The following is a 19295-nucleotide window of genomic DNA, read 5'->3' on the forward strand; positions in this document are numbered from 1 at the left end:
CTGACGAGCCTGCCGATCACGCTCTAGGCCGAAGTCGTGGCGGCCTGACAACCAAAATCCACATGCTCTGCGACGCCAGCGGGATACCGTTGCGCTTTCTCCTCTCTGGCGGTCAAGCCAGTGACATCAGCTACGCCCAACCACTGCTGGACGAGGTCAGCATTCCATCGAGCCGACGTGGCCGTCCGCGCAAGCGCTGTAAGTGGCTACTTGCCGACAAGGGCTACGACGCCGAAGCGCTACGCCGCTACTGCGACCAATATCGAATGCAGCCCGTCATCCCGTTGCGCTCGATGAAGCGCAAGCCCAAGCCTGGCTTACCCAGACTGTTCGACCGGCCCAAATACCGACAGCGCAACATCATCGAACGCATGTTTGGCTGGTTGAAAGAGAACCGCCGGATCGTCACGCGCTTCGACAAGCTCGCAAAAAGTTACGCCGCGATGGTTTCGCTGGCTTGTGTCCTGCGGTATATGCGACGGCTTTTTTCAGACAGAGCCTAGCGCAGTTCAAGGTGTAATGCTCGCTTTGCGATTTAATCTATATAAAAATACAGAGAATTGCAGCAGGCCCGATAAGCAAGCCGTCTTCGGAGTGAGTTGCCATTTAATGGCAGCGTTGCTCTGCAGGCGGTTTTTCTTTCGGGTCGGTATAACCATGTGAGCATATAAAGGAGCATTGATTGGACGCGTTTATTGCCTGGATAAATAACCCGCTTGTACAAAGCGCTGTTATATCCCCACTTATCGGCGCCATATTGGGGCTGCTATTTGGCGGATTCAAAAACACCCCTTCGCCTGCGGCACCTGTCACAGTGCAGCAGACCGTTATCACCTTCAGGCAAACGGTCGTGGTGAATCAAAGCCGGGGAACATCCTCTTCTTCGGACGACGTATGGGCTTACCTTGGCGCTCTGTTCATTGTCGTGGCCGTTGTCATCTGGGGGGTATAGCCGTTACGCCAGTGAAATCCTGCACTATTGGCTGAGTGGGGTGTTTTCCTGCACGGCGTTTATCCTGGCGGCTGGTTTGGCCTCTGCCATCCGGGGGCAATACAACAGCGCGGAATGGGGCTGGTACATCTTCACGCCCCTGGTTGCAGTGGGCGCCTCCATCTACCTGACCGAACTGGCGCAGGCAGGCATTATTGCCGGCGCCCGTGAGGCTGCTTTCCGCTACAGGATTATCGATTACTATTTTGATGTACTGGAGGACGAGCATCGAATTTGGATACTGTCCCAGCTCTTCGGAGTCGTGATGGGGATTGGTGCAACGCTTGCTGCGGCGCTTCGGTCACTGCATTACCTCGCCTTGATGAATCAGCGGGCCAGCGGTGCACTGTCTTCGGTCTGGTTTGCCTTGGCGCGGTATACCCGGTTTTCCGCACGGGCCGGCGGCGTTGTGCTGCTGATCATGCTGCTTGGCGGGGCCTACTTCATGCTCTCAGGCCTGGCGTATGAACTGTGGATGCGACGAGGCTAGCCAGCGACTGCCCGGCGACTAGCGTTCCTCATACAGCGTGACGATCTGGGGCCGTTCATGGCCCAGTTCATGGCTGATGATCTGGCGAGCCTGCGTATCGATCTGGCGCTGGGCCGGGGTTAGCTCACGCGCGGTTGGCCCGCCCGCAGCCGGCGCCTGCCAGCCGGTCAGCGCCTCATATCTTGCCTGGGCGTACTGATGGCGCAGGCCATGCATGTTGCTCAGCCCTGCCGCCTTGCACTGGCCGTCATACACATGTTGCTGCTGGATGTAGGACTTGTTTGCCAGGATCAGCGAACTGGCCCTGGCCAGTGTCCGCGCCGCATCGAGCACCGCCCGTTGCTGCGGCGTCGTAATGGGGACGCTGCGCGGTTTGCCGCCTTTCGTCCATGAGCCTTTGAGCGCGATGTGATCGCCCCGGTCGGCCCAGGTCGGCTGGAACTTGATGCACTCCTGGCGGCGCAGCCCGAAGGCGGCTTGCAGGCGCAGGTTCATCTGCACGTGCGGATCGCGGATGGCATCCAGGCGTTCGTCCAGAGTCTGCGCCTTGCTCTGGTTGCTACTGTACTTCCGCTCGGGAATGCCGAGCTGGCGATTGTCGGCAGGTAGCAGGCCGGCCTTGCCGATTTTCTCGGCCCACCAGCGCAAGTGACTCAGGCGGTTCTTCAGGGTGCCGGTCGAGAGCCCCTGTGCCTGCCACTGGTTGAGCAGCGTATTGACGTGTTTGCCCTTGAGCGAACGGGCCTGCATCTGGTTGAACCCGGCATCACGCAACTGGCGGGCCATCAGCGTCAGCGAGCGCTGCCGGTCAGCCTGCGTGGCAAAGCTGCCGTCACGGTTGCGTCGGCACAGCTGTTTCAGCGTCCAGGTCAAATCGTCCATCGTCTGCCTCCTGTGTGCCGGGTGTCGCGTCATGCTGAGAACTTGATCGGTTAGTGTTGTTGCCAACTCGCTATCGCGAGATCCCCGAAGGGCGAAGGGCTGGGTGCTCAGCGCACCCCTTGCCTCGGCATGAGGCGTCCACCTTGCTTCCTGTGGGAAGACCGGGCGGCATGTCATCGTGCGTAGTGCATGGATAAACCTCCTGTGGATGGGATAAGGGAAAGCTCTCGGCTGATGACGACAGCGGGCATGGGACAGACAGGCAGCAGGACGCTGCGGCGGATGGGACGACGCCGAATGGCTGGGAGATAAAAGTGGCTCACCCTGTGGCAGGGGCGGTGCGCAAATGGGCCTGGCGCGCCTGGGGTGGCTTCATCCTTGCGGACAGGCACTTGCAGAAGCCGGTGCCTTTGGGTGGCCGGATGGGTACGGCTGCGCAATGACGGCGCATGGACGCTGCGCCAGCATGTCCGGCATTACACCTGCCGGCAGATCACTGCGGGATCAGTATCGCGGGGCATCATCATGTGCGACAGCGCCAATAGGATGCTGCCCCAGCCCGTATTGTTGCGGCGGTTCGCGGTGTCGTCACTGCGGTGTGCAGTGACGACACCAGCAGGCCCCGGAGGTCGTTCTGGCGCAGGAAATGACCTTGGCCGACGCGGTAGAGGCAACGCCTTCCTGCCGTCTGCAGCAGCCACGGCATGCCGCCTGTGCGCTTCGCCACTGACGCGGCCTGCGGCCTTGTCGGCTGCCTGATCCGCCAGGACAGAGGCCGTCCTGACGGCTCAGGCAGCTTGCAGTGGATGGGGCGGCCGCGCTGACTGCAACCACCGGAACGCCGAACCGTCATGCAGACCCGTGGCGCCATCCCTTGCCCTGCAGAAAGCGGGTGGTCAGCTCGCCGGCATTCGCAGGCCTGTTCAACATGCTGCGGATGTTGGCAACGTGCGCCCTGACCAACTCCGGGTCGGCGGGCTTGAACTCGGGGGCTGGCGTTGAGGATGGAGGCGGGGTGACGGCGGGTTTTGCCGCAACGGCCGGACTGGCAGGCTGGCGCAGCTTGCGGCCAGCCCAAAAGCGGAACTCCCCGGCCAGCACCCGCTTGATCAACCCGAAGAAATAGGCGATCACGTTGTGCACCGTGCCGCTCTGGCTGCGGGCCTGCAGCTCGTCGAGCACATCCTGGCGCTGGGCCTCGGGCAGGCGCCGCAAGGCCACGACCACATCATGCTGCTGCCGTGGGGCAAGCCGGCCCAGGCAGGGAGGCAACGCAGGCGGGTTATCCACAGCCCCCTCTTCGCGCGCGCGGTACGTACTTTTTTTATACTTATACATACTATACGTAGGGTCGGCACCTTCCGTTACGGCAGCCATCGTCGTGTTCTGTGGCGGAACCGAAGTGCACTGAGCAGGCGGGATGTCGACCGGGTGTTCCGGCGACGGTGCGGTCGTGGATTCGTCGGAAACCCTCGGGGTCGTCGGGCCTGCGTCGTCGGAGTCATCACCGCCGGACGAGGCGTTTGCCAGTGCGGCCTGGATATGCACGGCCACACGCGCCACCTGGTTGTTGTCGTGCCCCGTGGCCTCGCGCAGCAACTGCGGCAGTGTCGGGTCAAGGGCGCAGGCCTGGGCGAAGCGGTGCGAATGGTCATGCACCGGATACTGCTCGCTCAGGACATGGCCGGTCAGCGGGTCGCGCTGCTGACCGGCCAGGCTGATCCAGCCAGTCAGGCGCAGTACCACCAGGACGCGTCAGGTCGTTTCATGGCCGGCTTTCTGGCCGAGCGGAATAGAGGTGAGGTAGCGGCGCAACTGCCCGAGGCTGGCAAGCGAACTGATGCCGTCAGGGGCACGCAGCATGCGCAGCACCTGCCAGCCATTGCGCTCCAGTGGCGTGAGGCGGGCATCGAGCATCAGGGCTGTCGGGGTGGCGAACTGGGTGTTGTGCGTGTGTGCAGGCGTTTGCGGGATCGTCATGAGTATTTCTCCGGTGTCGGGGGCTGGTTGGCCCGTGTTCCTATCTCACCGGAGACCTGAACGGGTGTCAGGCGACAATGCGTTCTGTGGCGTCACCGCATTGCCGGCAACTGACGACCGTAGGCCTGCCTGTCACGTGTATTGCGGGGTGTACAGCCGCGCGATGGGCGGATGCGGGCGCTGCCGGGCTTGCCAGAGCGACCAGGCCTGCTGCTCAGCCAGGTATTGGCGTGCTGTGCCAAGGCCGGCCAGCTCCAGTCGGTGGGCCAGGTCGGCATGGATAGGCGCCCGGCCATTGAGTACCGACCGCAACTGACGGCTTGAATAGCCCAGGTGCGCTGCCAGGGCATCGAGATTCGTGCCCAGCGCCGGAAGCACATCAAGGCGCAGTGCCTCGCCTGGATGGGGTGGGTTGTGCATAGTAGAAGCTCTCCTCTAGCAGCCGGTTATGCTTTGTTGTAGTGCTCTGCACAGGATGATGAGACAGTGCAGCCGCAGGCGAGCTGCGCGGGCTCGAACACCATGGGACGGCCATTCTGGATGGCCGTGCCGTCACCGCCCGAGACCAGCGGGTAGGTGCCCTTGCATTTCGGGCATTGCGCCTCGTCGCCGAGCAGGCACTGCGGGATGCCGTCCACGGGAAAGCCGCTGGCCTCGATCATCGTGCCGCCGCCGGAATGACTGTCTCCCAGGCGAATCGCGCCGCGTCCTGACATTTTTCTCTCCTTCGGTGCACGGCACCGTGCAGTTTTATTCGCTCTTGCAACCGAGCTGCTGGCGCATCTGTTCTTCCAGGGGTTCCGCTTGTTCTGCGGGCAGGTTGCGGAAAACGTTGTCCACGTTCTTGCAGCCTTTTGGCTGCAGGGGCTGCAAGGTATTGCCCTTCAGCAGCCCCCACCCGACGCTGAGAGCAAACGCAACCAGCACTGGCAGAATGACCCAGAGGAACATCTTGGCTCTGAGCCGATAGAACGTGCCCCACTCGCTTTCTTCTTCATTGGGTGCCCTGTTGCTGGCGGACGTCTGCCCCAGACTGGCAGATGATGGAGTGCCTGCAGTAACGGAAGGTGCATCGTTCGCTACAGGGGGTGGCGCGTCGCTGACACAGCGCTTGAAGTAGGCTGCTACCCGGGACTGGCCATAAACCGTTTCAGCCCGACGCCAATCGCCGGCGGACACCAGCAGCAACTCCAAGGTACCGCTGAAGCACCCGTCGCTCAGATAGCGGTAGACGAAAAAGTACTGGTCACCCAACAGGTGTTCAAGCTGCGCCAGATCCTGCTCGAACTCATCGTCTCCCATGTGGTGGTAAGACTGCACGATCTCCTCGCCTGCAAAGCGCACTTTCACCGTATCGCCATCATCATCGAAATCGGCGGTGAAGGCACTACCCAGCTTTACTTCCAGCCACTCGACGATACCGAAGGTGCTTTCCTTGAAATCCAGGAAGTAGCCATAACTTGTGATCAAGGCGTTCACGTAATCGTCTACTGACGATGCCGCCTGATCCCCCGCGCGCTCGTTGAACTGCTGGATAAAGGCTTCGCGCACGGCATGTGCCTGCTCGTCGCCGGGGGCGGCGAATACAGCGGAGAATTGCTCCCACGTTGGAATTTGCATGGTATTGGTTCGCTCTCTATGTTTCCGCCGACGCCGATGCTCGCCCGGCTTCCTCGATGGCGCGGGGGAAGCGCGGCTCGTAGCACAGCAGCAGGGACAGCCAGTGGCCGAAGGCGTGGATCAGGATCAGCGGCAGCATCAGGATGTTGAGCAGCACGAACACCCACAGGGCGCTGTTGCGCAGGAAGCGGGTGTCCAGGCCCCAGGCGGCCTTGAGGGACAGCCAGGGCCAGGGGAATTTGGGAATGAGTTTTTCGGGCGCCGGGGCGGCGGCGGGGCCGTCTTCCATATAGCGGCGGATATATTCCCAGAAGGCCAGCAGTTCGCTGGCGTTGCGGGTGGGTTTGCCGACGAAGGCAACCTCTATGTCATCAGTGGGATTGCCTTCGAGATCGGTGCCGTCGCCTTTGTCCCAACTGAGCCACACAAAACCGCCTGTGCCTTCGAGTTCGGTCATGTTCTTTTCGACGATGATCTGGGTCTTGTCCCAGTCCATGATGCGGGTGCCGCCGATAAGGTTGGGACGCAGCAGGTAGACCTTGCGGGTAATGCGGTTGAAACGAATGATCAGGCGGCGGGCGGTGAAAGCCTCCAGAAATATATATCGGAAAGCATATTTATAGTAAATATATAAGGCGGAGATCGGGATTAATAGGGCGAAGCTCAGGACTGTAAAGTCAAACGCCCCCACTGGCTCCCCATTTTTCGCATGGCCTGTTACTGCGAACTGAATAATGATCCATATCAGGCCGAACAGCATGCATAGGAGTATTGCTGCAGCACTGCCTATGGATAGTGTAATAAGTCCGCGCTTTTCATCATTGGGAGTGCGCACATCGATATGAGTATTGTTATAGGCATAGAGCGACTCGTTGTCATAAACCGATTTCGATACCGACTCCTGAACGCTTTCCGGCGCATTGAGTACAGGTTGCCCCGGCTGGCGTTGCTGATTTTTGGCTTCTTCTGCAATTTCTTCATAGGATTTCTGGCTCTTGGACCAATGAAACCCCCATTCAAATAAATACATTTAGAGTGTACTCCCTACTGCGCGCTGCATAATCTCTATCTCCTTCTCTTCCGTATCAGCGATGCCCTTGCTGCGATCCTTGCGGAAGGTGCTGTGGCTCAAGTAGCGCTGGAGGTCGTTGGGCACGAAGTACATCAGACCAGCCGTAATGGCGAAAGTGAGAAGATTCAGGCCGAAGAAGACACGGAGCATGAAGACCATGCGGGCCGCCAGGAATTTCGAGGTATTAACACCCACCTTAAGCGTTGAGCTCATAAAGGCGCTACTACCATGCCGCTTGATCATATAGTCAAGGAAGGGGCCGGGTGAGGCGAGGCCAATCGCAAGTGACAAGCTGGCAACACCGGTTTGTGCTGTTGCACGAAGAAAGTATAGATAGGCGATAGATGTATTTTCATTCTTAGCATTTTCCCAGAAATCGGTGTAGTCATACCAAGCCCCCACCGACGCCGCCACGCCTGCCAGTGTGCCTGCTCCCAGCCGTAAGCCACCCCTGAACATTTTGCCCGCCTGCTGGACGGCTGCACTGCCGCTCCTTTCGGCAAAGCCCGCCGCCGTCGCTCCCAATTCCAGTGCCGCTGCCGATACTCCGATCATTGCCGCGGCGATCTCGATGTACTCCCGGCTCTGTTTGTCGGCCGCATCGGCCTTGACCATCAGGTTCCAGACTTCGAGTACCGCCACCAGGCTGCCGATGCGCACCTCAGTCATCGGCCCCTTGATGCCGGCGCGCCGATGCTCGCCCGGCTTCCTCGATCACGCGGGGGAAGCGCGGCTCGTAGCACAGCAGCAGGGATAGCCAGTGGCCGAAGGCGTGGATCAGGATCAGCGGCAGCATCAGGATGTTGAGCAGCATGAACACCCACAGGGCGCTGTTGCGCAGGAAACGGGTGTCCAGGCCCCAGGCAGCCTTGAGGGACAGCCAGGGCCAAGGGAACTTGGGAATGAGTTTCTCGGGCGCCGGGGCGGCGGCAGGGCCGTCCTCCATATAGCGGCGGATGTATTCCCAGAAGGCCAGCAGCTCGCTGGCATTGCGGGTGGGTTTGCCGACGAAGACCAGTTCGGTTTCATCGGTGGGGTTGCCGTCGAGGTCAGTGCCATCGCCTCTGTCCCAGGCGAGCAGCACGAAACCGCCCGTACCCTCCAGCTCGCTCATGTTCTTTTCGACGATGATCTGGGTCTTGTCCCAGTCCATGATGCGCAGGCCACCGATAAGGTTGGGGCGTAGCAGGTAGACCTTGCGGGTGATACGGTTGACACGAATGATCAGGCGGCGGGCGGTGAGGGCCTCCAGGAATATATAGCGAAAGGCATACTTGAGGTAGATACAAAGAGCGCAAGCTGGAATAAGGATGATGCCTATAGAAGCGAAGTAATCGGATGTTTTTAGTATCTCTCCATTTTCTGCGTGCCCAGTAACAACAAATTTGTAGAAGATATATAGAAATTCAAAGAGAGCTTTTGTAAGCATCACGCCTATACCCCCGACAAACAGTGTAATCAAGCCACGCTTTTCATCATTTGGGGTGCGTACATCGATATACGTGTCGTTGTAAGCATAGAGCGATTCGTTATCGTAAACCGACTTCGATACCGACTCCTGAACGCTTTCCGGGGCGTTCAGTTCGGGTTGCCCCGGCTGACGCTGCTGATTCTTTGCTTCCTCCAGCCTTTCCTCATAAGAAGAAAGGCTCTTTCCCCAATGAAATCCCCACTCGAACAGATACATCAGAGCGTACTCCCCACGGCGCGTTGCATGATCTCGATCTCCTTCTCTTCCGTATCAGCGATGCCCTTGCTGCGATCCTTGCGGAAGGTGCTGTGGCTCAAGTAGCGCTGGAGGTCGTTGGGCACGAAGTACATCAGACCAGCCGTAATGGCGAAAGTGAGAAGATTCAGGCCGAAGAAGACACGGAGCATGAAGACCATGCGGGCCGCCAGGAATTTCGAGGTATTAACACCCACCTTAAGCGTTGAGCTCATAAAGGCGCTACTACCATGCCGCTTGATCATATAGTCAAGGAATGGGCCGGATGCAGCTAAACCAATGGCAATTGACAGACCTGCTACGCCAGTTTGTACTGCTGCACGAAGTCCATATGCAGATGCAAGCCAGAGGTTTTTTGAGCCAAACTCTTTGCTGGCATCTTTAAAGTCGTACCAAGCCCCCACCGACGCCGCCACGCCCGCCAGTGTCCCCGCACTCAACCGCAAGCCACCCCTGAATATTGTGCCCGCCTGCTGCACGGCGGCATTGCTGCTGCTTTCGGCAAATTTGGCCGCCGTCGCCCCCAGCTCCAAGGCCGCCGCCGATACCCCGATCATTGCCGCAAGGATCTTGATGTATTCCCGGCTGCGCTTGTCGGCCGCATCGGCCTTGACCATCAGGTTCCAGACTTCCAGCACCGCCACCAGGCTGCCGATGCGCACCTCGGTCATCTGGGTCAGCGGGTCGGGGCTGTAGAGCAGGCGCAGATCTTGGACGTCGTCGAGGTCGTGGATCTTGAACAGCCAGGTCATGCTCCTGATGGCTTCCAGGGGGTTGAGTGACGCCAGAGTATCCCAGGGCTTGTCCGGGTCGATGAAGTCAAGCGTGCCGAGAGGCGAGATACGGTACTGGCTGTGCCAGGCGTACTGGCCGGTGCTGGCGCGCTTGATCAGCACGTAGAGGAAGCCTTCACGCAACGGGCGGATGGCGTAGCTGGCTTCGCTCAGTTCACCGACCTGGTGGGGGCGGCACAGGTGCGGTGGCAACTCAGGAAGTGCGCGGCGTTGCGCGGCGCTGCCGCAGCCCACGCCGTAGCGCAGCGGCAGGATGGCGAAGGTGCGGGTGCAACTGACGGCCGGCCCCGGGCTGAAGAGCTGCTCCAGCTGGCTGCGGTTCTCTGCACACTGTTCGAAGGTTTCTTTCCAGCTGAGCATGTAGATGGGCCTCTAGGTTTCCGTTCGCGCCGATGCTCGCCCGGCTTCCTCGATCACGCGGGGGAAGCGCGGCTCGTAGCACAGCAGCAGGGACAGCCAGTGGCCGAAGGCGTGGATCAGGATCAGCGGCAGCATCAGGATGTTGAGCAGCATGAACACCCACAGGGCGCTGTTGCGCAGGAAGCGGGTGTCCAGGCCCCAGGCGGCCTTGAGGGACAGCCAGGGCCAGGGGAATTTGGGAATGAGTTTTTCGGGCGCCGGGGCGGCGGCGGGGCCGTCTTCCATATAGCGGCGGATATATTCCCAGAAGGCCAGCAGTTCGCTGGCGTTGCGGGTGGGTTTGCCGACGAAGGCAACCTCTATGTCATCAGTGGGATTGCCTTCGAGATCGGTGCCGTCGCCTCTGTCCCAACTGAGCCACACAAAACCGCCTGTGCCTTCGAGTTCGGTCATGTTCTTTTCGACGATGATCTGGGTCTTGTCCCAATCCATGATGCGGGTGCCGCCGATAAGGTTGGGGCGCAGAAGGTAGACTTTGCGGGTAATGCGGTTGAAACGAATGATCAGGCGGCGGGCGGTGAAGGCTTCGAGGAATAGGAAGCGAAAGGCGTATTTAAAGTAAAAGTAAAGAGCAAGGACTCCGGTGGCTGGTGTCAAGATCAACCCGAATATATAGAACTCAAGTCCTGGAGAGCCGGAGGAAGAGTCGTATAGTCGACTAATGGCCAGCCAGAATGCAGCAAGTGCTCCCCACATTAACATGCTGCCGGTGCCGCCTGCGGCCAGTGTGATTAAGCCGCGCTTTTCATCGTTAGGTGTGCGCACATCGATATAAGTATCGTTGTAGGCATAGAGCGACTCGTTATCATAAACCGATTTCGATACCGACTCCTGAACGCTTTCCGGCGCATTGAGTACAGGTTGCCCCGGCTGGTGTTGCTGATTTTTGGCTTCTTCTGCAATTTCTTCATAGGATTTCTGGCTCTTCGACCAATGAAATCCCCATTCAAATAAATACATTTAGAGTGTACTCCCTACTGCGCGCTGCATAATCTCTATCTCCTTCTCTTCCGTGTCGACTATCCCCTTGCTGCGATCCTTGCGGAAAGTGCTAAGGCTCAAGTAGCGTTGGAGATCATTGGGCAGAAAATACATCAAGCCCGCAGTAATGGCAAAAATAAGGATATTCAGGCCAAAGAAGATGCGAAGCATAAATACCATGCGTGCAGCTAAGGATTTAGAAACTACCAATGTTCTCTCGAACATCACGCGAATGCCAAAGTTTCCACCATGCCGCTTGATCATATACTCAAGGAAGGGACCGGATGAGGCGAGGCCAATCGCAAGTGACAAGCTGGCAACACCGGTTTGTGCTGTTGCACGAAGAAAGTATAGATAGTCGATAGATGTATTTTCATTCTTAGCATTTTCCCAGAAATCGGTGTAGTCATACCAAGCCCCCACCGACGCCGCCACGCCTGCCAGTGTGCCTGCTCCCAGCCGTAAGCCACCCCTGAACATTTTGCCCGCCTGCTGGACGGCTGCACTGCCGCTCCTTTCGGCAAAGCCCGCCGCCGTCGCTCCCAATTCCAGTGCCGCTGCCGATACTCCGATCATTGCCGCGGCGATCTCGATGTACTCCCGGCTCTGTTTGTCGGCCGCATCGGCCTTGACCATCAGGTTCCAGACTTCCAGCACCGCCACCAGGCTGCCGATGCGCACCTCAGTCATCGGCCCCTTGATGCCGGCGCGCAGGGCCTGGTCGAAGCTGCTGGCCGTCGAGCGATCCAGGCGCCGGGTGGCGCCCTGGCTCAACGCGGTGCCACCCCGCGTCTCCAGGTGGAAATGCTGCGCGAAGCGCCCCAGGCGCGCCTGCAGCGCATTGGCCAGCAGCCAGTTGGCCGGCTTGTCCAGGGCGCTTGCCAGGCGGTTCTGGAACAGCCGGCTGCCCAGGGTGCTGACCAGCAGCGCGCCCCCGGCGAGGCGGTCGGCCGGCGGGCCGGAGGTGGTTACGGCGGCCAGTTCTTCGACCAGGGCCAGGCTGGCGGTGTAGATGTCGGTCAGGCCCTTGAGGCGTTCCTGCAGTTGGGCTTCGTCGAGCAGCCCCAGCATCAGGCCGGTACGTTCGCCAAACAGCGTGTTCAGTTCGTCTTCAGCCGATTCCTGGTTCTGTGCCAGCGAGCGCCAGAACAGGTTGTCGTTGGAGATGCCCTGTTCGCTCCAGCGCGTCAGCAGCGCATCGCCGACGCGGGTGGCGTTCATGCCGACGATGGCCTTGGCCATCTGGGTCTCGAACAGCAGCCCCTGTTCCAGGTCGTTGCGGTCATAGCGGGCCAGGGCATCGAGCAATGCTTCGCTCTGCAGCCACAGCAGGTGGTCGGCGGCGCGGGCATCCCTGGCCTGGTCGACGGCCTCGACCACGGCCCGGTAATCGCGCAGGTAGTCCTGGCGCATGCCTTCGTCGATGTAGGGGGCGTAGTCTTCCCAGCTCCGCTCCCGCGCCTGGCGGATTTCAGCCTGCTGCACCTGCTGCTGATGCTCGGGGTTGCGGAACGAGCGCATGTTGCCGCGCGACATCATCACGACCTGGGCGTTGTTCTGCGAGTACTCGGAGGACGTATAGGTGACGCCAAGGGTGTTCTGGTGCTGGGTGTAGCTGTGTTCGGCCTGCTCGGCCAGCGCCTTGCGGATATTCTCGATGGCGAAGGCGATGGTGAACTTGCGCTGGTTGTCCAGGCCTTCGGCGTCGGTGCGCTGCATGAAGGCGTCCAGGGGTTCCAGGCTGGCATTGCGCCAGGCGTTGAGTTCCTGGGTGATGCCGATGGCGTCGTCCACCACGATGGCCACCCCGCGATGCTGCGGCTTGTTCGCCGTGGGCATCATTTCCGCGCGGGCAGCCATCACTGGGACGTTCGCGCCATTGAACGGCTGGGCCTGGATCAGTGTCTTGAGTGCGCCCTGGTGCTGCGCCGCGAAGTCGGCGATCAGGTCGAACCGCTCGTAGGTGAGGACATGGGGGAGTGCCTCGGATGGGGTCTCGCTGGCGCAACTGGCGATGTCGATGGACGCCAGCGTATCCCGGTAGAGCTGCAGTATCCGGTACTTGCGCAGGGTGTCCTGGGTCAGCGGGTCGGGGCTGTAGAGCAGGCGCAGATCCTGGACGTCGTCGAGGTCGTGGATCTTGAACAGCCAGGTCATGCTCCTGATGGCTTCCAGGGGGTTGAGTGACGCCAGGGTATCCCAGGGCTTGTCCGGGTCGATGAAGTCAAGCGTGCCGAGAGGCGAGATACGGTACTGGCTGTGCCAGGCGTACTGGCCGGTGCTGGCGCGCTTGATCAGGACGTAGAGGAAGCCTTCGCGCAACGGGCGGATGGCGTAGCTGGCTTCGCTCAGTTCACCGACCTGGTGGGGGCGGCGCAGATGCGCTGGCAACTCGGGGAGTGCGCGGCGTTGCGCGGCGCTGCCGCAAACCACGCCGTAGCGCAGCGGCAGGATGGCGAAGGTGCGGGTGCAACTGACGGCCGGCCCCGGGCTGAAGAGCTGCTCCAGCTGGCTGCGGTTCTCTGCACACAGTTCGAAGGTTTCTTTCCAGTCGTACATGGGGGTTCCTCAGTATGTCCGCTGGCGCGTACGCGCCTGAAGGGCTTCGGCGAGCGGCCGCCCGTGGTTGAGGGCGTCGTTCAGGGCTTGCTGCCAGGCTGGTGTGTTGTGCAGGGCTGGCCCTTGAAGGGCCATGAGGGTGACGTAGTCAACAAGGTCGGCCTGGCGGGTAAGGCCGTGTTGGCGGGCCTGCTCCAGGTATTGGCGAACCAGGCCAAGCCGTGTGCTCTGGCAGTTCTCTTTGGCACCCACGGCTTGCAGTGGCGCCTTGAGCTGATCCGCCAGGCGGTAGAGCAGCGGGTCTCCCGCCAGCATGTCCCAGCAGTCCTGGTCAATCCGGATGGGCGGCACATGCAGGTGTTCCGGCTTGTCGTAGCCGGAGAGGCGTCGCCAGGCTCTGTGTTGCGGGTCCGCCAGGGCGACCCACCAGCTGCGGATCGGCGCCAGCCATTCGGCGATACCGGGCAGGTCATGGCGGGCATGCAGGATGGGCAGAGCGTGCTCGGTGTGATAGCGAAGCATGTAGCTGGCATCATCCGGCCCTTCGACCACGGCGGCCTTGCTCAGGTGCTCTGCCAGCCTGGCGGGAGGCAGGGCACTGACGATCCAGCCACAGAGAGCATCACCCGCTGTCCGGCCCAGGGCGCTGTAGAAGTCGGACTGACCTTGCAGGTCGGCATCGGGCTTTGTGCCGAACAGCCAGGGGCCGATTTCGCGCAGGTTGGCGAGCTCCGGTTGTTGCAACAGGGGCCAGGCGTTTCCCCTGTGCGTTTCCCGCAGCGCACTGCGTTCGGCTGGCTCCAGTCGGGACATTTCGACCAGGCCGGCCAAGCGATAGGCTGGGGACTCGCGCAGCTCGTCAATGATCAGGGCTGCGGCGGAATGCTTGCTCATATGCCCTCCATGCGAACGACACTGCGCCCTTCGGCGATGGCCTTGAGCAAACAACTGACGCAAACCGGATCGCTCGGGGTCGGCACGCCGCTGGCGGCGATGGAGTGGCCCGAACCATTCGTTTGCAACGCAAGTGGCCCATTGAACTGGAGTGATACGCCATTGAGGGTGATGCCGGAGTCGTCGATGCGCAGGGTGCCGCCAGGGGCCTTGAGTACCACGGCCTCAGATGCCTGGATTTCGTATACCTGGGTCTTGTGGACGATGGCCTGGCCGGCCTGCAACTCGACGCGGCCTTCGACCTTCTGGTACAGGTGTCCGCCGATCTCGATCCAGTGGTCTGCGGTGGTTTTGTCGCGCCGGTCGTTGCCGACCTCTTCGATGCGATCCTTGCCCGTCTGGATGTTGTGGTTACGGGCGATGTTCAGGTAGTCGTCCTGGCCAATGGCATGGCGGCGGTCCTGGCCGATGGTCACCTGCTCGTCGTTGCCTACCGTCTCCTGGCGGTCATGGCCGATGGTGATGGTTTCATCGTGCTCCACCTGTTCGCTGCGGTCGCGGCCGACGACGATGGTTTCGTCGTTGCCGACGCGGATGTTCTGATCCTTCTGTGCATGGATGAAGATTTCCTCCTGGCCATGCTCGTCCTCGAAGCGCAGTTCGTTGAAGCCCTGGCCCTTGTGGGTCTGGCTCTTGATGGTCATCCGCGTCTTGTGCCGCGGTAGCTCGTAGGGCGTGGGATGGGTGGCCGGATAGGTTCGGCCAGTGATGATGGGCTGGTCGCAATCACCGTCGAGGAAATCGACGATGACTTCCTGGCCAATGCGCGGGATGGCGATATGGCCCCAGGCGGCGCCGGCCCAGTTCTGGGCAACGCGAATCCAGCAGGAACTGTGTTCGTCGCCTACTGCCAGGCGATCCCAGGGAAATTGGACTTTCACCCGACCGAACTCGTCGCAGTAAATCTCTTCGTCCTTGGGGCCTACTACGGTGGCAATATGTGGGCCGTCGATACGTGGCTTGGGCGGCAGCGGGGCGCGCCAGTCGGTGTGGTCATGCAGCAGCTCGGCGCTGAAGTGGTAGCGGGTGCCCTGTTCGGCGTCGGCGGCGTCTTCCTGCTGGCTGGTGGCCTGCACGCCCTCGTGATGCAAGCGCAGGGTGCGCCAGCCGCGGTTCATGTCGTCGCGCGGGTGGCCGCTGAGGGTAAACGCGGGGCCGGGCAGCAGACGGGCATCGTCGCCTTCGACACGGGCCAGGCGGGCATCGCCGCGCAGGGCAAGCAGGCGGGTCTCGGTAAAGGGCTTGCCAGCCTCGTCCTGTTTGTAGCGGCCAGGGTACGCGTAACGCTCGTAGTCGCTGCGCTGGTGGTCGAGCTCAACGCCGTCGACGCTGTGCTGCTGGTTGTAGCGTGGGTGCTTGAAGGTGTAGTCACGCTGAGTCTGGCGGGCGGTGCGCACCTGCTCGGCATAGACGAAGCGGTGCAGCGCGGGCCTGGGCGCATCGCCACCGGCCTTGGGGTTGTAGGTGACGGGTTCGCCGTCGATGGCACCGTGGCTGTAGAGGCGGTCGCTGAAGACCAGGCGGTGGCCGTCGGCGCGGTGCTCGAAGGCGTAGTAGAAGCCTTCCTCGGCGGCGAGGCGCTCGACAAAGGCGAGGTCGGTCTCGCCGGCCTGGACGCAGTATTCGCGCGGCAGGTGCTCACGGGTGGAAACGAGTTCGACATCGGTGATGCTGTGCTGGGCGATGACCTGTTCGATGATCTGGGGAACACTCAACGCCTGAAAAATGCGCCAGTCGGCGCACAGGCCGAGGCGGGCCAGGGCGGGCTCGACGGTGGCACGGTAACGGGTGCGGCGGTGGCCGGTGTCGGCTTGTTCGAAGGTGCTGACCAGGCCATGGACATGGCGCACAACACTGCCCTGGGCAATGCTGAGGGTCAGGGGCTGGTCGAGCAGCTGGGCGAAATCGATGGCCGGGTCGAAGCTGGCCAGCTCGAGGTGCAGGCGAAAGGGTGTGGAGAGGGCCTCGTCGAGGGAGAAGGCGGCCACCTCGAAATCGCCGGCAGGTGCGGTGACGGTGAAGTGCAGGTCGGATTGGCGCGGCATGACGTGCTCCTTGCGGGCCGGAATGAGATATCCGGCTGTCCGTGGGCAAAGAGAAACCGCTGCTGGCGGTGGCCGGCAACGGCGGTTCGCTTATCAGGCGACAGGCTTGCGCCAGTCGTCGGAGGCCTCGGTGCCGGCCACGGCATGAGTCCAGGTGATCTTGCGGTAAGCCATGCTGACCTCGATCAGCTGGGTGTAGCCGGACTTGCTGGTGTCCTGGGCGTGCGGCAGCACGGTGTTGATGTCGACGATGGTGGCGTCTTCGAGCAGGGTGGTGAAGAAGTGTTCCTGCTTGCCCTCGACCGAAGTGCGGAACCACTGGGTTTCCACCTTGCTCAGGGTTTCGCCGGTAGCCAGGGCCTGGTACAGCAGCGGGATAGCCTTGTTCAGCGCGCAGGTGAAGACGAAGGGCTTATGCACACGCTGGCCGGACGGTTGGCCGCTTTGCGGGTCGGTAGGGGTGGTGACGCGGTGCTTGATTTCCTGCACCAGGATCTGGTCTTCGTGACCTTCCTGATAGATGTTGCCGACCGAGTCGGAGGTGAAAGCGCCCTGGGTGATATTGCCCTGGGTTTTGCCGGTGATGGAGATATAGGCGGGTGTGGACATGACGGATTCCTTATGTCGTCGAGAGGGCCGCAGCGGCCGTTGATTCCGTCCCATGCGGGGACGATGACGACATCGCAGGGGGCATGCCAACATTTGCTTTGATTCGGAGAAATCGCTGAAACCCGCGAATTTACTGGGGGTGGCGGGTGCTTGGATGATTTTGGGAAGGCGTATTCGGCGAGATAAAACGCGGGGAATTCAGGGGTGTCGGGCCATTTTTGGCTCGGTGTTATCTAAGTTATTGAAAATAAAGGAAATTGACCGGGCCATTTTTGGCCCGATTGGGCCAAAAATGGCCCGGTCAAAATTTGATCAATGGCGCTTGAGTGAGAGCTTGCCTGGAATACGGTTTCCTGACTCGATTGAGAACGCGAAACGCATTCCTGCTTCGATGGATTTTGTCAGTCCATGCGGGAGGCGCTGAGGCAGTCTGTCATCAGCTTTGGTTAAAGCTGTCGGGTCATTCGACCAAAAAACAAGCGCTTGGAACAGCTTCGTCAGAAAATGCTTGCCAAGTTTTCTGAGGCAGTACATAATTTAGTGTTTCAAACAGAGGGGTGTTCCAAAGACCTCTGTTGAATCAAGGAGATACGTGGAAAGCGGTTGTCCCGTTTCCCGCTCCAGTTTGAATACTGTGGCGTTCGCACGGTGCAGTGGTGGTGAAGGCTGTAAAGGCGCTTCACGCCGATTAGCGGTAAAGCTTCAAATTGCGGGAATAGCTCAGTTGGTAGAGCACGACCTTGCCAAGGTCGGGGTCGCGAGTTCGAGTCTCGTTTCCCACTCCAAATATAGATTTACAGAGTTCCATGGAGGTCTGTAAGTCGTTGAAATCAGACGCTTCGGCGTCTTTTTTCGTTCTAGCCAAAGCCACTCCGATTCATGGGCATTCGGACTTTTTTAGTCCAGAAATTAGTCCATGAACTCCGGACTCCCACCGTGGCGGTTTGTTGCTGGAGCGGAGCGTCGAGCGTCACGTGCATCTAGCCCTGAATTTCATGTTCAGGAGCTCTTGCACGGCACTCTCAGATGCAACCGTCCGCCAGGCCAAGGCCACTGGCAAGGACTACACCCTCGGCGATAGCGATGGCCTCTCACTTGGCGTGAGCGGGGGGGAGCAAGTCGTGGCACTTCCGCGGTCGTGTGCTCAAGAAGGGCCGGCAGAGCACACTGGAGTAGATCGAGCGTGTTTTCGACAACGACGTGCTGCCGGCGTTGGGTAAGTCTTCGATCTATTCCATCAAGCGGCACGATTCGCTTGATGTATTGGCCAGAATCGAGCGGCGTCGAGCCTACACCGTGGCCGAAAAGGTCAGGACTTGGTTCAAACAGCTGCTTTGCTTCGTCTTGGTCAAGGCGCCAGGGCTGGAGCGCGCATGCGCAACTCCAGGTCATAGGCCCCAACATCGCGAAGCAGAAACGCCACCAGTCGGGCCAGTCTGTGGTAGTTGTCACCGCTGGGCACGAACTCGCGAAACTGCTGTTGGTCCAGCCCCGCGATCAAGATGGTGAACTTGCTGTTGCGTGACACGGTGCTGCCGCCCACCAGGAAGTTGTCGTTGAGCGTACAGTTGCGCGAACTCAAGCCATTTCGCTGAGACTGTGGTATCTGCACGGCGCGTTTCTCGGACTCACGGATCGTCATGTCCTGAAGATCGAAGCAGTGCGCTCAGCACTGAGTACATCGGCGATGGGGAGTGACAGTTTCGGAGAAACTTCGAGTCGCAAGCGTCTTCGGGTTTGGGGGGGAAGGGGAGCGTTGCTCAAGATCATCGCCGTGTACCTGGTAAATCAACTCCAGAAGCTGGAAGTCCGAGTACTGATGGGCCTTTGGCAACATGCAGTCCACAAGCAGCACGGACTTTTTGTCTAATTCATCGCCCATGTCAAATCCTCAGAGAACGGGATGGTTTCTATATGAGGGGTAGATGTGTAGGGATAATTACCGGTTAGTAGGCGTTGATCAAACAGGCGCTATTCGGCAGTTGTCTCCAAAAGAAAACCATGCAATGAAGAAGGACTTCCAGTCGAGGCGCGAAGTGTAAGCAAATGTTTTTAGAAAGTTGGTTATCGCTCTGTCGCGCAGCCCACAGCATTTTCCTGTTCGAAATAAGTCTGGCGCGTGGGGTGTTCAGTCGTGCTGGTTGCTGCCGCTAATTCCGAGCGATGCGGTGG

General features: G+C 60.2%; 19 protein-coding genes, 1 tRNA gene and 1 pseudogene. 5 read left to right on the forward strand and 16 right to left on the reverse strand.

Translation table 11 applies throughout. The features are described from left to right. The 3 genes from ACF8R3_RS09170 to ACF8R3_RS09180 all read left to right on the forward strand — a co-directional run. Nucleotides 1-503, forward strand: a 503-nt coding sequence (locus ACF8R3_RS09170; RefSeq protein WP_392515506.1) for an IS5 family transposase, incomplete at its 5' end; no start/stop codon positions are given. 179 nt (nucleotides 504-682) lie between these two features. Further along, a complete protein-coding gene (locus ACF8R3_RS09175; protein ID WP_196186808.1) occupies nucleotides 683-952 on the forward strand; it encodes a hypothetical protein in 270 nt (89 codons plus the stop codon). Between the two features lie 76 nt (nucleotides 953-1028). After that, entirely contained in the window at nucleotides 1029-1481 is a 453-nt protein-coding gene (locus ACF8R3_RS09180; protein WP_392515507.1) for a hypothetical protein, read from the forward strand. Between the two features lie 18 nt (nucleotides 1482-1499). Here the strand turns inward: ACF8R3_RS09180 and ACF8R3_RS09185 are convergent, their stop codons facing one another. The 15 genes from ACF8R3_RS09185 to ACF8R3_RS09255 form a co-directional block, all read right to left on the reverse strand. Further along, nucleotides 1500-2363 carry a phage integrase N-terminal domain-containing protein gene (locus ACF8R3_RS09185; protein WP_392515508.1) on the reverse strand — a complete coding sequence of 288 codons (864 nt, stop codon included), beginning with the start codon at nucleotides 2361-2363 and terminating at the stop codon, nucleotides 1500-1502. A gap of 849 nt (nucleotides 2364-3212) precedes the next feature. Beyond that, a complete protein-coding gene (locus ACF8R3_RS09190; RefSeq protein ID WP_392515509.1) occupies nucleotides 3213-4109 on the reverse strand; it encodes a hypothetical protein in 897 nt (298 codons plus the stop codon). Between the two features lie 9 nt (nucleotides 4110-4118). Then, nucleotides 4119-4343: a hypothetical protein gene (locus ACF8R3_RS09195; RefSeq protein ID WP_230384524.1), complete on the reverse strand. Its 225-nt coding sequence runs from the start codon at nucleotides 4341-4343 to the stop codon at nucleotides 4119-4121. 132 nt (nucleotides 4344-4475) lie between these two features. Next, nucleotides 4476-4763, reverse strand: coding sequence for a HigA family addiction module antitoxin (locus ACF8R3_RS09200; RefSeq protein ID WP_392515510.1), 288 nt, complete (start codon nucleotides 4761-4763; stop codon nucleotides 4476-4478). A 26-nt stretch (nucleotides 4764-4789) separates the two neighbouring features. Further along, nucleotides 4790-5059 (reverse strand): PAAR domain-containing protein, encoded by a 270-nt coding sequence (locus ACF8R3_RS09205; RefSeq protein WP_058639901.1) that lies wholly within the window; start codon nucleotides 5057-5059, stop codon nucleotides 4790-4792. Between the two features lie 34 nt (nucleotides 5060-5093). Next, nucleotides 5094-5963, reverse strand: coding sequence for a hypothetical protein (locus tag ACF8R3_RS09210; protein WP_392515511.1), 870 nt, complete (start codon nucleotides 5961-5963; stop codon nucleotides 5094-5096). 16 nt (nucleotides 5964-5979) lie between these two features. Next, a complete protein-coding gene (locus tag ACF8R3_RS09215; protein WP_392515512.1) occupies nucleotides 5980-6993 on the reverse strand; it encodes a DUF6708 domain-containing protein in 1014 nt (337 codons plus the stop codon). Then, entirely contained in the window at nucleotides 6994-7704 is a 711-nt protein-coding gene (locus ACF8R3_RS09220; protein WP_392515513.1) for a hypothetical protein, read from the reverse strand. Then, complete coding sequence (locus ACF8R3_RS09225) at nucleotides 7697-8722, reverse strand: DUF6708 domain-containing protein (RefSeq protein WP_196186762.1); 1026 nt, start codon at nucleotides 8720-8722, stop codon at nucleotides 7697-7699. The genes ACF8R3_RS09220 and ACF8R3_RS09225 overlap by 8 nt, the downstream gene beginning before the upstream one ends. Further along, a complete protein-coding gene (locus ACF8R3_RS09230) occupies nucleotides 8722-9915 on the reverse strand; it encodes a toxin VasX (RefSeq protein WP_392515514.1) in 1194 nt (397 codons plus the stop codon). The genes ACF8R3_RS09225 and ACF8R3_RS09230 overlap by 1 nt, the downstream gene beginning before the upstream one ends. Before the next feature lie 12 nt (nucleotides 9916-9927). Beyond that, nucleotides 9928-10935, reverse strand: coding sequence for a DUF6708 domain-containing protein (locus ACF8R3_RS09235; protein WP_392515515.1), 1008 nt, complete (start codon nucleotides 10933-10935; stop codon nucleotides 9928-9930). Continuing rightward, nucleotides 10936-13515 carry a T6SS effector BTH_I2691 family protein gene (locus ACF8R3_RS09240; protein WP_392515516.1) on the reverse strand — a complete coding sequence of 860 codons (2580 nt, stop codon included), beginning with the start codon at nucleotides 13513-13515 and terminating at the stop codon, nucleotides 10936-10938. A gap of 9 nt (nucleotides 13516-13524) precedes the next feature. Further along, a complete protein-coding gene (locus ACF8R3_RS09245; protein WP_058639687.1) occupies nucleotides 13525-14409 on the reverse strand; it encodes a DUF4123 domain-containing protein in 885 nt (294 codons plus the stop codon). Then, nucleotides 14406-16514 carry a type VI secretion system Vgr family protein gene (locus ACF8R3_RS09250; RefSeq protein WP_058639686.1) on the reverse strand — a complete coding sequence of 703 codons (2109 nt, stop codon included), beginning with the start codon at nucleotides 16512-16514 and terminating at the stop codon, nucleotides 14406-14408. Before ACF8R3_RS09250 ends, ACF8R3_RS09245 begins: the two co-directional genes overlap by 4 nt. A 93-nt stretch (nucleotides 16515-16607) precedes the next feature. Further along, a complete protein-coding gene (locus ACF8R3_RS09255) occupies nucleotides 16608-17123 on the reverse strand; it encodes an Hcp family type VI secretion system effector (protein WP_058639685.1) in 516 nt (171 codons plus the stop codon). 709 nt (nucleotides 17124-17832) lie between these two features. On the opposite strand from ACF8R3_RS09255, the gene ACF8R3_RS09260 reads away from it, so the two are divergent. Then, a tRNA-Gly gene (locus tag ACF8R3_RS09260) sits at nucleotides 17833-17908 on the forward strand. A 210-nt stretch (nucleotides 17909-18118) separates the two neighbouring features. Further along, a pseudogene (locus ACF8R3_RS09265) lies at nucleotides 18119-18545 on the forward strand (hypothetical protein); the annotation flags it as partial. On the opposite strand, the gene ACF8R3_RS09270 reads toward ACF8R3_RS09265, so the two are convergent. Next, nucleotides 18472-18765 (reverse strand): type VI secretion system baseplate subunit TssG, encoded by a 294-nt coding sequence (locus ACF8R3_RS09270; protein WP_392515517.1) that lies wholly within the window; start codon nucleotides 18763-18765, stop codon nucleotides 18472-18474. The pseudogene ACF8R3_RS09265 and the gene ACF8R3_RS09270 sit on opposite strands and share 74 nt — an antisense overlap. Nucleotides 18766-19295: the final 530 nt, after the last annotated feature.

The organism is Pseudomonas sp. FYR_7 (assembly GCF_043106155.1).
Classification (GTDB): Bacteria; Pseudomonadota; Gammaproteobacteria; order Pseudomonadales; family Pseudomonadaceae; genus Aquipseudomonas; species Aquipseudomonas parafulva_B.

Coding starts and splice junctions, on each gene's coding strand:
- ACF8R3_RS09185 (WP_392515508.1), bottom strand. CDS start 2,363: ATGGACGATTTGACCTGGACGCTGAAACAGCTGTGCCGACGCAACCGT.
- ACF8R3_RS09195 (WP_230384524.1), bottom strand. CDS start 4,343: ATGACGATCCCGCAAACGCCTGCACACACGCACAACACCCAGTTCGCC.
- ACF8R3_RS09200 (WP_392515510.1), bottom strand. CDS start 4,763: ATGCACAACCCACCCCATCCAGGCGAGGCACTGCGCCTTGATGTGCTT.
- ACF8R3_RS09205 (WP_058639901.1), bottom strand. CDS start 5,059: ATGTCAGGACGCGGCGCGATTCGCCTGGGAGACAGTCATTCCGGCGGC.
- ACF8R3_RS09210 (WP_392515511.1), bottom strand. CDS start 5,963: ATGCAAATTCCAACGTGGGAGCAATTCTCCGCTGTATTCGCCGCCCCC.
- ACF8R3_RS09215 (WP_392515512.1), bottom strand. CDS start 6,993: ATGTATTTATTTGAATGGGGGTTTCATTGGTCCAAGAGCCAGAAATCC.
- ACF8R3_RS09220 (WP_392515513.1), bottom strand. CDS start 7,704: ATGACTGAGGTGCGCATCGGCAGCCTGGTGGCGGTACTCGAAGTCTGG.
- ACF8R3_RS09225 (WP_196186762.1), bottom strand. CDS start 8,722: ATGTATCTGTTCGAGTGGGGATTTCATTGGGGAAAGAGCCTTTCTTCT.
- ACF8R3_RS09230 (WP_392515514.1), bottom strand. CDS start 9,915: ATGCTCAGCTGGAAAGAAACCTTCGAACAGTGTGCAGAGAACCGCAGC.
- ACF8R3_RS09235 (WP_392515515.1), bottom strand. CDS start 10,935: ATGTATTTATTTGAATGGGGATTTCATTGGTCGAAGAGCCAGAAATCC.
- ACF8R3_RS09240 (WP_392515516.1), bottom strand. CDS start 13,515: ATGTACGACTGGAAAGAAACCTTCGAACTGTGTGCAGAGAACCGCAGC.
- ACF8R3_RS09245 (WP_058639687.1), bottom strand. CDS start 14,409: ATGAGCAAGCATTCCGCCGCAGCCCTGATCATTGACGAGCTGCGCGAG.
- ACF8R3_RS09250 (WP_058639686.1), bottom strand. CDS start 16,514: ATGCCGCGCCAATCCGACCTGCACTTCACCGTCACCGCACCTGCCGGC.
- ACF8R3_RS09255 (WP_058639685.1), bottom strand. CDS start 17,123: ATGTCCACACCCGCCTATATCTCCATCACCGGCAAAACCCAGGGCAAT.
- ACF8R3_RS09270 (WP_392515517.1), bottom strand. CDS start 18,765: ATGACGATCCGTGAGTCCGAGAAACGCGCCGTGCAGATACCACAGTCT.